The organism is Actinomadura soli (genome assembly GCF_005889715.1).
Lineage (GTDB): Bacteria > Actinomycetota > Actinomycetes > Streptosporangiales > Streptosporangiaceae > Spirillospora > Spirillospora soli.
In genome coordinates this window covers 1-11515 of record NZ_VCKW01000259.1, presented here as the reverse complement: position 1 = coordinate 11515, position 11515 = coordinate 1, and the positions used below count along the sequence as shown (strand labels likewise).

The following is an 11515-nucleotide window of genomic DNA, read 5'->3' as shown; positions in this document are numbered from 1 at the left end:
TCTACACCGTCTAATTCGTCGGCAGCGTCAGATGTGTATAAAAGACAGCCGCCGCGCCCCCGCCCGGCAGCGGCGCCCCTTCCACCTGAGAGGAGACCGGATGAGCCTGCGACTGCGCCCCGGCGTGTCCACGGCGGACACCGCGTACGGGACCGTGCTGCTCGACGAGCGCAGCGGAGACTACTGGCAGCTCAACCCGACCGCGGCGACGGTGTTCCGGCGGCTGGCGGCCGGCGACAGCGAGACACAGGCCGCCGCGGCCCTCGCCGACGAGTTCGACGTGGACCCGGCGCAGGCCCTGCTGGACGTGACCGCGCTGGTGGAACATCTGCGGACGGCCCGGCTGGTGACCTCGTGACCGTGCCGAGCGCGCTGCACCGTCCGTCCGGGAGCCCGCCGTCACGGCGCGCGGCGGCCAGGGTCGCGGTGTCGCTGGCCCGGCTCCTCGCCTACCTGCCGCCGGGACGCATCCGCATGGTCCTCGCCGTCCTGCGCGCGGGCGCCCGGCCCGCCACCTACGACCAGGCACGGGCGGCGCGCGAGGCGGTGACCGGCGTCAGCCTCACCTGCCTCGGCCCGCGCGGGTGCCTGCCCAGGTCTCTCGCGACGGCGCTGCTGTGCCGGCTGGGGGGCGGCTGGCCGACTTGGTGCGTCGGCGCGCGGGTGCTGCCCCCGTTCGGCGCGCACGCGTGGGTGGAGGCGGAGGGGCGGCTCGTCGAGGAGAACGTCCCGGACGGCTACCTCGCCGCGCTGATCACGGTCCCGCCGCGGCCCCGCCGGCGCGACCGCCGGGCGCCGTGACCGCTGCCGCGCCCGGCGGGCTGCGCGGCGTGCTGAGGCTGGCCGCCGGCCACCGCGGGCCGATCGCCGCGACCGTGGCGCTGAGCCTCGCCGCGTCGGCGCTGGGGCTGGCCCAGCCGCTGGTCGCGCGGGACGTGATCGACGCCGCGGGAGCGGGCCGGGCGGTGTGGCACGGCGTGGCGGCGCTGGTCGCGCTGTTCACCGTCCAGGCGCTGGTCCAGGCGCTGGTCCGGTTCCAGCTCGGGCGCACCGGCGAGGGGATCGTGCTCGGCGTCCGGCTCGGCCTGATCGACCGCCTGCTGCGGCTCCGCATGCCCGCCTACGACCGGCACCGGGTCGGCGACCTGATCTCCCGGACGGACGCGGACACCTTCGCGCTGCGGCAGATCGTCGCCGGCGGCCTCACCGACGCCGTGACGGGGAGCATCGGCCTGGCCGCCACGATCGGGCTGATGCTCTGGCTCGACTGGACGCTGTTCGTGTGCGTCGCGGCCGTCGTCCTGATCGCCGGGGCGGCCCTCGCGGCGGCGCTGCGCGGGATGCGGGCCGCGTCGCTGTCCGGGCGGCGGGCGACCGGTGAGATGGCCGCCGACCTGGAGCGGGCGCTGAGCGCGATCCGGACCGTCAAGGCCGCGCGAGCCGAGGCGCGGGAGGCCGAGCGCATCGGCGGCCGGGCCCGGGCCGCCCACGCCGCCGGCGTGCGGACGGCCGGGTTCGACGCGCTGGTCGCGCCCGCGACGGAGCTGGCGGTGACGGGCTCGTTCCTGCTGGTGCTGCTGATCGGCGGGGCGCGCGTCGCGGGCGGCGCCGGTTCCGTCGGCGATCTCGTCGCCTTCCTGCTGTCCATGCTCTACCTGACCGGGCCGCTCGGCGCGCTGTTCGAGTCGCTCAGCGCCGTCCAGCAGGGGACGGGCGCCGCGCACCGCATCACCGAGGCGCTCGCCCTGCCGCGGGAGACCGCCGACGACCCGCCGCGAGCGGCCGGCGCGGCTCCGGCCGGTGCGGAGGGCGGTCGTCCCCCGGCGCTGGAGTTCCGCGACGTCTGGTTCGGCTACCGCCCGGCGCAGCCGGTCCTGCGGGGCGTGTCGTTCGAGGTGCCGAGGCGCGGCCATGTGGCCCTGATCGGCCCGTCCGGCGCGGGCAAGTCGACGATCTTCGCGCTGGCGGCGCGCTTCTACGACCCGGGCGGCGGGGAGGTGCTGGTCGGCGGCGTGGCGGCCGGCGCCGTGAGCCGGGCCCGCCACCGGGCCGGGATCGGGCTGGTCGAGCAGGAGTGCCCGATCCTGGACGGCACCCTCCGCGACAACCTGGTCTACGCGGCCCCGCACGCCGGGGACGACGAGATCCGCAGGGTGGTCGACATCACCAACCTCGCGGGCCTTGTCGCGCGGCTCCCTCACGGCCTGGACACCCGCGTCGGCGAGCACGGGCGGGAGCTGTCGGGCGGCGAGCGGCAGCGCATGGCGATCGCCCGCGCGCTCCTCCCCCGGCCGAGGCTCCTCCTGCTGGACGAGCCGACCTCCCATCTCGACCTGGAGAGCGAGCTGGCCCTGCACCAGGCCCTCGACGAGGTCGCCCGGCGGTGCGCGCTCCTGGTGATCGCGCACCGGTTCACCACCGTCCGGGCCGCCGCCCAGGTCATCGTCCTGGACCAGGGCAGGATCGTCGCGTCCGGCGGGCACGAGGAGCTCATGAAGACCAGCGCCTACTACCGCGACCTCGCCTGCGCGTGGCCCCGCGAGGACGCACCCGCCCCCCGCTGACCGCCCGACCGACCGTCGGCGTCGGCCCGCTTGTCAGGCCCGCCGGACGAGATCCGCTCACCCGCGCAGGGGATCGGGATCACGCCCGGGAGGGAGGCCCGGCACCGGCCGCGGGCCGTTCACTTGCCATGGGCGGTTCACACGTGGTCGGAAGGGCTTTGCGGTGGTGAGGAAACTGATGTCGGGCGTCCGCCGGATGCATGGGCGGACCGTCGAGGGCGTCCCCCGGTGGGCGGTGATCGCGGCCTACGCGGCGAGCCTGACCGTGCTGCCGTCCTGCGCCTGGCGGATCGCGCTCGGCTTCGGCGCGCCGATCGGCCCGTTCACGGGCGACGTCGACGACATGCGCGGCGACGTGCCCGCCTGGATGCCGATGTGGGGTTACACGATCCTGCTGAGCGTTCTCAGCGAGGCGCTGGCGTTCCTGGCCGTCGGGCTGGTCAGCCGGTGGGGCGAGGTGTTCCCCCGCTGGGTGCCGCTGCTGCGCGGCCGCAGGGTGCCGACCCTGGCCGCCGTGGTCCCCGCAGGGGTGGGCGCGGCCGTCCTCACGCTGGGAACACTGACGATGGCGCTGACCTTCGACGAGTTCACCGCACCGGACGGCGGCACCGTGCACCTCGAAGGGTGGAGGCTCGGGCTGTTCGTCGCGTCCTACGGGCCGCTGCTGTTCTGGGGCCCGCTGCTGGCGGTCGCCACCGTCGCCTACTACCTTCGCCGGACGCGGGCGCCGCTCCCCCAGACGTGAGCGCCCGGAAATCAAAGCGCGGACGGGCCGCGGGCACGGCCATGCCGGGCCATGGCATGGACGCTCACTGACGATCTCCAGGAGTTCCTCGCCGACCGTGCGCTGGTGCTGGCCAGGTGGAGGACCGCGTGGTGGTGGCGTTCAGCTAGTTCCGGTTCGCCGGGGCGGGGGCGGGGGTCACCTGACGCCGGCCTCCTTCATCTCGCGGAGTTCGCGCTTGAGTTCCTTGATCTCGTCGCGGAGGCGGGCGGCGAGCTCGAACTGCAGGTCGGCGGCGGCCTGGTGCATCTGGGCGGTCATCTGCTCAATGAGGGCCTCCAGCTCCTCGCGGGGGCGCTCGCCGACGAGGTCGGCGGCGTGCCTGCCCACCTCCCTGGTGCGGGACGCCAAGCCCGGGACGGGGGCCTTGCCGCGGCTCTGCTGGCGTCCGGTGCCGCCGATCAGGGTCTCGGTGTCGGCGTCCTCGCGGGCGAGGGAGTCGAGGATGTCGGCGATGCGCTTGCGGAGCGCGGTCGGCTCGATGCCGTGCTCGGTGTTGTAGGCCCGCTGCTTGGCGCGGCGCCGGTTGGTCTCGTCGATCGCCCGTTCCATGGACGGGGTGACCGTGTCGGCGTACATGTGGACCTGGCCGGACACGTTGCGGGCCGCGCGGCCGATCGTCTGGATGAGGGACGTCTCGGAGCGCAGGAAGCCCTCCTTGTCGGCGTCCAGGATCGCGACGAGGGACACCTCGGGCAGGTCGAGGCCCTCGCGGAGCAGGTTGATGCCGACCAGGACGTCGTACTCGCCGGCGCGCAACTCGCGGAGCAGTTCGATGCGGCGCAGCGTGTCGACCTCGCTGTGCAGGTAGCGGACCTGGATGCCGAGTTCGAGGAGGTAGTCGGTGAGGTCCTCGGCCATCTTCTTGGTGAGGGTGGTGACGAGGACGCGCTCGTCCCGCTCGGTGCGCTCGCGGATCTCGTGGATGAGGTCGTCGATCTGGCCCTTGGTGGGCTTGACGACGACCTCGGGGTCGATGAGGCCGGTCGGGCGGATGACCTGCTCGACGACGTCGCCCTTGACGCGGTTCATCTCGTACGTGCCGGGCGTCGCCGACAGGTACACGGTCTGGCCGATGCGCTCGAGGAACTCCTCCCACTTGAGGGGGCGGTTGTCCATGGCGGACGGCAGCCGGAACCCGTGCTCGACCAGCATCCGCTTGCGGGACGCGTCGCCCTCGTACATCGCGCCGATCTGCGGGACGGTCTGGTGGGACTCGTCGACGACGAGGAGGAAGTCCTCCGGGAAGTAGTCGAGGAGGGTGTTGGGGGCGGTGCCGGGGCCGCGGCCGTCGATGTGGCGGGAGTAGTTCTCGATGCCGGAACAGGTGCCGACCTGCCGCATCATCTCGACGTCGTAGCTGGTGCGCATGCGCAGGCGCTGCGCCTCCAGCATCTTGCCCTGCCGCTCCATCACGGCGAGCGTGTCCTCCAGCTCGGCCTCGATGTCGCGGATGGCCCGCTCCATCCGCTCGGGGCCGGCGACGTAGTGGGAGGCGGGGAAGACGTACAGCTCCTCGTCCTCGGTGATCAGCTCGCCGGTGAGCGGGTGCAGGGTGGCGAGCTTCTCGATCTCGTCGCCGAACATCTCGATGCGGACGGCGAGCTCCTCGTACTGCGGGATGATCTCGATGGTGTCGCCGCGGACGCGGAACGTGCCGCGGGTGAACGCGAGGTCGTTGCGCGTGTACTGCATCGCGACGAGCTGGCGGAGCAGGTCGTCGCGCTCGATCTCCTGGCCGACGTTGAGGCGGACCATGCGGTCGACGTACTCCTGCGGCGTGCCGAGGCCGTAGATGCAGGACACGGACGCGACGACGACGGTGTCGCGGCGGGTGAGCAGCGAGTTGGTGGCCGAGTGGCGGAGCCGGTCGACCTCGTCGTTGATCGAGGAGTCTTTCTCGATGTAGGTGTCGGTCTGCGGGATGTACGCCTCGGGCTGGTAGTAGTCGTAGTACGAGACGAAGTACTCGACGGCGTTGTTCGGCAGCATCTCGCGCAGCTCGTTGGCGAACTGCGCGGCGAGGGTCTTGTTCGGCTGCATGACCAGCACGGGCCGCTGCACCTTCTCCACCAGCCACGCGATCGTGGCGGTCTTGCCGGTGCCGGTGGCGCCGAGGAGCACCGCGTCCTTCTCACCGGCCTCGATGCGGGCCGTGAGCTCGGCGATCGCCTGGGGCTGGTCGCCCGACGGCGTCATCTCGGTGACGACCTCGAACGGCGCCACGCGCCGCCGCAGATCCGTGATCGGCCGCATCGTCGCCCCTCCCCCTCGTCCGGCGTTCTCCCGTGCTTCCCCAACAGTACGCAAGGCCACCGACATTCCGTATCGGCGCAGGTCGGCGCCCATCAGAGGGCCGGGCCGGCGGGATCAGGAGGCGGGCAGCGGGATCCTGGCGCGTACGGCGTACCCGCCCTTGCGGGGCCCGGCCTCGAAGCTGCCGCCGAGGGCGGTGACGCGCTCGCGGAGGCCGACCAGGCCGTTCCCGCCGCTCGGCAGGCGGTGCTCGGGTCGGGCGGTGGGCGGATCGTTGGCGATCTCCACCTCGATGGCCTCGGGGAGCAGGTCGAGCCCGATGCGGGTGTCGGCTGCGCCCGCGTGCTTGTGGACGTTGGTGAGCGCCTCCTGGACGAGGCGGTAGACCGTCCGTCCCACGGCGGCGGGCATGGGGCGCTCGTCCCCGCGGATCGCCAGGTCGACGCGGAGGCCCGCCGCACCGGACTGCCCGACCAGCTCCCGGACGTGCGCCAGGGTCACCGCCTCCTGGGGCAGCGCCTCCTCGCCCTGCCGCAGGACGCCGACGACGTGGCGGAGCTCCTCCAGCGCCTGCCGTCCCATGTCCCCGATGACGCCGGCGGTCTCGGCGGCCCGGCTCGGGTCGCGGACGGCGATCGCCTTCAAGGCCCCGGCGTGCACGACCATGACGCTGATCCTGTTGGCGACCACGTCGTGCATCTCCCGCGCGATACGGGTGCGTTCCTCTCCCCGCGCGCGCTCTGCGAGAAGGTGCTGTTCCCGTTCGAGGCGCGATGCGCGCTCCTGGAGCGAGACCACGAGCTGCTTTCGCGCGCCCATGTAGAGGCCGAGCAGGACGGGCACGGCGATGAACGCGACACCGAATATGGCCTGCGCGGGGAAGGACTCCTTCGACGACGTCGGCCCGGGGAAGGCGAGTGAGCTGACGTACCCGATCAGCGCGAGCACCAGGACCGTCCTGCGGGACGTGGTGTACGCGGCGAGCGAGTACACGATGACGAGCGCGGCGAACGCGCCCGCCCCGGTGATCGTGCCGAAGACGAGCAGGAAGACCATGAGGCCGACCGGGTAGACGCGCCGCACCACCGCGGCCAGGCCGAGGATGACGCTGCACACCGACACGACGGGCGGCGGCAGCCAGAAGTCCTGGTCGACGAACCAGAGGAAGCAGCCGTCGCCCGCGGCCAGCGTCACGGCTATGGCTACGTCGAGCGCGCGTGACCGTCGCGCAGGCCACGCGGACGACCACCAGCCCCGCACGTGCATGCGACGAAGCCTATAGCGACCCGCGGGTAGCAAAGGTCGTCCTGGTCGGGACGGCCACGGGCAGACGGGCCGGGCGGGCGGAGGGCGGTTTGGCCGTAAGGCACGCCAATCCCCCTGTCTGTGGGGCTTTCCCGCGCTCCGGGTGCTGTGGTTACGATGACGGCGCCGACCGTGCTGTTCGACTGGGGACGTCCCCGCGCCCCCGAACCGCGCCCCGAAAGCGCCTCCGGCGCCGACCCAGGACGGGGTAACCGCAGAACATGACCCGCTTCACCAACTGGTTCGGGAAGAACGCCGACGCCGTGATCGCGCTGATCCTCGCCGTCGTCGTCGCGGTGATCGGACTGGGCGTCCAGTTCGACAACGAGACGGAGATCACCAACAGCGCGATCCTCGCGGTGATCGGCCTGCTGGCGACGTCGGTGCTGCGGGACCGCGGGCGCCGCGTCCCCGTCGAGGCGGAGGTGCGCGACACGCTGCGGGCGTCCTCGTCCACGCTGGACGACCTGAGCGGCAGGCTGAGCCACATCGAGTCGTTCGAGGGCGTCCTGTCCGACACCAAGCGCGCGCTGGACGAGACCACGGTCGTCCGCGTCATCAGCGGGGCGCAGGTGGCGCAGGTGCTCGAAGAGGCGCGCCGCGACACCGACCGGTGGTTCTTCAAGGGCGGGACGGGCACCTACATCCGCGCGCGGACGCTGCCCGAGTGCGTGGCGGCGGCGCGCAGAGACCGCCGGACGCTGCTGTTCCGCCTGGAGATCCTCGACCCCACCGACGTGGACGTCTGCGAGGCGTACGCGCGTCACCGCCGTTCGGTGTCGGACGGCCCGGACGCTACGGGCGAGCCGTGGACGCTGGAGCGCACCCGCAAGGAGGCGTACGCGACGCTCCTGGCGGCGTGCTGGCACAAGCAGCGGTTCGCCATGCTCGACATCGACATCGGCCTGGCGCGGACGATGACGACGCTGCGCTACGACCTGGCGTCGTCGCGGGTCGTGGTCACGCGCGACGACCCGCGCGGCGAGGCGCTCGTCGTCGACAGCAACAAGTTCTACTACAGCTGGGTGAGCGCGGAGCTCCAGACCAGCCTGGACCAGGCGCGCCGCGTCCCCGTCGAGCAGGCGCGGCTGGCTCCGCTGGACGACGAGCCGACCGTCGAGGAGGTCCGCAAGCTCTTCGAGGTGATCGGGATCGACCTCGCCCAGGGCTACACCGACCGCGACGTCATCGAGATCATCCGGAAGGCGCTGCGGGCAAGGGACCCCTACGAGTGACCGTGAACTGGTGACGGAGTGAGGTACGAGGACATCCGCCGGGAGATCGACGCCGGTACCGCCGCGCGGACGCTGCCGGCGTGGGCCGGAGGCGTCCTGGACGACGTCGCGGCGGGCCGCTCCCCTGTGCCGGCCCTGCGGCATCCCCTGGGCTTCGTGTGCCTTCCCGTTGAGCGCAGCGGTGACTTCGGCGTGTGCCTGCACATCTGGACGCCCGAGGTGCGTCCGGCGCCGTCCACCACGTCGCTGGTGCACTGCCACAGCTGGGATCTGCTGAGCTTCGTCCTGTACGGGACGGTACGGAACGTTCGGATGGACATCCGGACGAACACAGGCGACGAGTCCGCGGAGCCGGCACAGCAGATCTTCGAGGTGGTCAGCCAGGGCGACGTGGACGAGCTGAGGGCCACCGGACGCGCCGTCCGGTACTCCCCCGGCCCCTCCAGCGCCCACCGGACCGGCGAGTCGTACACCCTGCCGGCCGGCGTGTTCCACACCACGCTCATAGAGGACGGCCAGGAAGCGGCCACGGTCGCCCTGGGCCGCCAGACGCCCGGCGGCGGCGACCTGTCCCTCGGCCCCCTGGACACGCCTACTCACCGGGTGCATCGTTCACGTTCCGACCATGCCGACACGGTCCGCGCCCTTCAGCGTTCGGCTCGCAGTATCGCCTCCGCTCATCCGTCCCGTGCGCGGGGTTCGTTCGCGCCAGACCCGGCTGGAAAGGCCCGATGAGATCCAAGACCCCGTCACCGGCCCTTCCCGTCGATCTCTCGGCGGCCCGCCGGGTGGCCGTGGCCGCCGCCGAGGCGGCGGGCGAACTCCTCAGCGCCGGCGTGGACGGGCCCTTGGACGTCCGCGTGAAGGGCGCGGGCGCGGACGTGGTGACCGATCTCGACACGGCCGCCGAGGAGCTGATCGTCGGCGTGCTGCGGGACGCGTATCCGGGGCATCGCATCATCGCGGAGGAGTCCGGCGTCCTGGAGGGCGAACCCGGCGAGGAGATGGTCTGGCTCGTCGACCCCTTGGACGGCACCAACAACGTGGCGATCGGCATGCCCGTGTACGCCGTGGGCCTGGCGTTGTGTGCGCGTGCCGAGCCCGTTCTGGGGGTCGTCCATGACCCGGTGACGGGACGAACGTGGTCGGCTGTGCGCGGGTGGGGCGCCCTGGACCCGGACGGTAAGCCGTTGACGCTCGCCGACCGTCCGCGGCCTGGACGGGAGAAGAACCCCGTCCTGGCATGGACGCAGGGCCATCAGGTCAAGTCGAGCGATCCCGTCGCGTTCGCGATGCGCTCGGCCCTGGAGGACCAGTGCGCGCGGATGCTGCAACTGTGGGCGCCGCTGGTGGCGTGGACGATGCTGGCGCGCGGCGACATCGACGGGATGGTCGGCTACCTGCCCGAGATCGTGGACCTGCCTGCCGGGGCGCTGCTGGCCGCTGAGGCGGGCGCCGAGCTGCGCCGCCTGGACGGGCGCCCGTACGAACTCGGCATCGACCGTCCGGCGTCGGAGCTGGGTTTCGTGGCGGCGCGCCCGGAGCTGCTCGACCGCCTCCTGAAGACCACGACGAAGATCTCGACGCGGCTGGGCGGGCGGAACGGCCACGTCGCCTAGCGAACCGTCACCCGGTCACCAGCAGGGCCGGGACGGTGGCCGCGCAGCCCGCGACGGCCAGGACCGTCCCCGTGAGGACGAATTTGCGGATCGGGACCCGGACGTCCCAGCGGCGGCACCACTCGAACCACAGCAGCGTGGCCAGCGAACCCCACGGCGTGATGACGGGCCCCACATTCGTCCCGATGAGCAGGGACAGAAGCTGGTCGCTGTTGGAGGCGGGCACGGCCGACTCCCCCGCCACGTAAGCGGGCAGGTTGTTGAGGACGTTCGACAGCCCAGCGCCGGAGAACGCGGCCCGGAACGCGCCCGCGACGCCGTCGTCCCCGCCCACCAGGGCGCGCATGGCGTCGTCCAGCCCGAACCGTTCGAGCGTGGGCACGACCAGGAACAGGCCCGTGACGAACACCAGGAGCTGCCAGGGGATCAGCGCGGGGCGCAGCGCCGCCCGGTCGCGGACGGCGAAGACGCCGACGACCACGGTGGCGGGGATCGTCGCGGCGATGCCGAGCTGGAAGCCGGTGTGGACGCCGGCGAGGATCGCGCCGATGAAGATCAGGCAGGCGAGCCCGGTGGCGGAGAACAGGACGCGGTCCTTGATGGGCGCGGGCTCGGGCGGGTCGTAGGCGTCCTCACCGCGCATGCTCCGCCGCCAGTAGAACACCCACAGCAGCGCCATCGTGACGGCCAGGACGGCGATCTGCGGCGCCCACATGCGCGCGGCGAACCCGCGGGTCTCCAGCGCGACCCGGTCGGCGGCCAGCAGGTTGGTCAGGTTCGACACCGGCAGCAGGAGGCTGGCTGTGTTGGCCAGCCACACGGTGGTCATGGCCAGCGGGAGGGTCGCTATCCGCGCGCGCGCCGCCAGCGCCAGCATGACCGGTGTCAGCAGGACGGCGGTCGTGTCGAGGTTGAGAAAGACGGTGGTCAACGACGCGAACGCCACGCATAGCACGAACAACGCGCCGTAGTTGCCGCGCCCGGCCCGCGCCAGCCGCTGCGCTATCGCGTCGAAGACCCCGGCCTCTTTGGTGAGCTCCGCCAGGATGATGACGCTGAACAGGAAGAGCAGCAGGGGGGCGACCCGTTCGACGCTGGAGCGGGCCGTATCGGCAGGCAGCAGGCCCGTGGCGACGAACACGGCGCCGAGTACGAGGAGGCCGATGCGGATCCAGTCGAGAGTGCCCAGGGAGCGCGCCGCGCGGCGCACGATCTCGATCCGGGCTGACACCGCGCCATGATCCCATAGCGTGCCCGGGGCCCCGGACGACATGATCCTCTAGGCGGCACGGCGCGCTGAAATCCCCGTCCAGGAGCGGGATACTGGCGCCATGACACCCCCCGGCGGCCACCCCAGGCAGGAGCGTCCGACCGACTTCTTCATCAGCTACTCGCCCGCGGACGAGCGGTGGGCGTCCTGGATCGCCTGGCAGCTGGAGGCCGCCGGGCACCGGACGATGATGCAGGCGTGGGACTTCGTGCCCGGCACCAACTTCATCGACTTCATGGACCGGGGCCTGTCGGAGGCCAAGGCCGTGGTCGCGGTGCTGTCGAGCAACTACCTGCGGTCCAGATACGGGCGGCTGGAGTGGATGGCGGCGCTGCGGGCCGACCCGGACGACCCCGCCCGCAAGCTGGTCACGGTCCGCATCGAGGACTGCCCGATCGACGGGCTGCTGTCCACGATCACCTACGTGGACCTGGTCGGGATCGGCGACCCCGACGAGGCGCGCCGGCTGCTGATGCGCCGCA

Annotated in this window: 11 protein-coding genes; 8 read left to right on the top strand and 3 right to left on the bottom strand. The window is 72.4% G+C overall.

Going from position 1 to position 11515, the window contains the following annotated elements; genetic code table 11:
• The first annotated feature begins 100 nt into the window (after positions 1-100).
• The 4 genes from ETD83_RS33845 (at position 101) to ETD83_RS33830 (ending at position 3309) form a co-directional block, all read left to right on the top strand.
• A complete protein-coding gene (locus ETD83_RS33845; RefSeq protein ID WP_138649282.1) occupies positions 101-358 on the top strand; it encodes a lasso peptide biosynthesis PqqD family chaperone in 258 nt (85 codons plus the stop codon).
• A complete protein-coding gene (locus tag ETD83_RS33840; RefSeq protein ID WP_138649281.1) occupies positions 355-801 on the top strand; it encodes a lasso peptide biosynthesis B2 protein in 447 nt (148 codons plus the stop codon). Before ETD83_RS33845 ends, ETD83_RS33840 begins: the two co-directional genes overlap by 4 nt.
• Entirely contained in the window at positions 798-2564 is a 1767-nt protein-coding gene (locus tag ETD83_RS33835) for an ABC transporter ATP-binding protein (protein WP_138649280.1), read from the top strand. Before ETD83_RS33840 ends, ETD83_RS33835 begins: the two co-directional genes overlap by 4 nt.
• 163 nt (positions 2565-2727) lie before the next feature.
• Positions 2728-3309: a hypothetical protein gene (locus tag ETD83_RS33830; protein ID WP_230421362.1), complete on the top strand. Its 582-nt coding sequence runs from the start codon at positions 2728-2730 to the stop codon at positions 3307-3309.
• Positions 3310-3486: 177 nt separating this feature from the next.
• Here ETD83_RS33830 and uvrB read toward each other — a convergent pair whose 3' ends face one another.
• Together uvrB and ETD83_RS33820 are read right to left on the bottom strand one after the other, a co-directional pair.
• Complete coding sequence (gene uvrB, locus ETD83_RS33825) at positions 3487-5604, bottom strand: excinuclease ABC subunit UvrB (protein ID WP_138649279.1); 2118 nt, start codon at positions 5602-5604, stop codon at positions 3487-3489.
• Positions 5605-5718: 114 nt separating this feature from the next.
• A complete protein-coding gene (locus ETD83_RS33820; protein WP_138649278.1) occupies positions 5719-6870 on the bottom strand; it encodes a sensor histidine kinase in 1152 nt (383 codons plus the stop codon).
• 260 nt (positions 6871-7130) lie between these two features.
• Here ETD83_RS33820 and ETD83_RS33815 point away from each other — a divergent pair, with 260 nt between their 5' ends.
• Genes ETD83_RS33815 through ETD83_RS33805 form a run of 3 tightly spaced genes read left to right on the top strand, consistent with a single transcriptional unit; the run spans position 7131 to position 9763 of the window.
• Positions 7131-8144 carry a hypothetical protein gene (locus ETD83_RS33815; RefSeq protein WP_138649277.1) on the top strand — a complete coding sequence of 338 codons (1014 nt, stop codon included), beginning with the start codon at positions 7131-7133 and terminating at the stop codon, positions 8142-8144.
• 18 nt (positions 8145-8162) lie between these two features.
• Complete coding sequence (locus ETD83_RS33810) at positions 8163-8879, top strand: hypothetical protein (protein ID WP_205718021.1); 717 nt, start codon at positions 8163-8165, stop codon at positions 8877-8879.
• Positions 8876-9763: an inositol monophosphatase family protein gene (locus tag ETD83_RS33805; RefSeq protein ID WP_138649276.1), complete on the top strand. Its 888-nt coding sequence runs from the start codon at positions 8876-8878 to the stop codon at positions 9761-9763. Before ETD83_RS33810 ends, ETD83_RS33805 begins: the two co-directional genes overlap by 4 nt.
• A gap of 7 nt (positions 9764-9770) precedes the next feature.
• Here ETD83_RS33805 and ETD83_RS33800 read toward each other — a convergent pair whose 3' ends face one another.
• A complete protein-coding gene (locus ETD83_RS33800; RefSeq protein WP_230421361.1) occupies positions 9771-10994 on the bottom strand; it encodes an ArsB/NhaD family transporter in 1224 nt (407 codons plus the stop codon).
• A gap of 100 nt (positions 10995-11094) precedes the next feature.
• On the opposite strand from ETD83_RS33800, the gene ETD83_RS33795 reads away from it, so the two are divergent.
• Positions 11095-11515 (top strand): toll/interleukin-1 receptor domain-containing protein (locus ETD83_RS33795; RefSeq protein ID WP_138649274.1); only part of this gene is annotated, 421 nt, incomplete at its 3' end.

Excerpts from the sequence above, each read along its gene's own strand:
- ETD83_RS33805 (WP_138649276.1), top strand. The coding sequence starts at position 8,876 with ATGAGATCCAAGACCCCGTCACCGGCCCTTCCCGTCGATCTCTCGGCG.
- ETD83_RS33820 (WP_138649278.1), bottom strand. The coding sequence starts at position 6,870 with ATGCACGTGCGGGGCTGGTGGTCGTCCGCGTGGCCTGCGCGACGGTCA.
- uvrB (WP_138649279.1), bottom strand. The coding sequence starts at position 5,604 with ATGCGGCCGATCACGGATCTGCGGCGGCGCGTGGCGCCGTTCGAGGTC.
- ETD83_RS33815 (WP_138649277.1), top strand. The coding sequence starts at position 7,131 with ATGACCCGCTTCACCAACTGGTTCGGGAAGAACGCCGACGCCGTGATC.
- ETD83_RS33845 (WP_138649282.1), top strand. The coding sequence starts at position 101 with ATGAGCCTGCGACTGCGCCCCGGCGTGTCCACGGCGGACACCGCGTAC.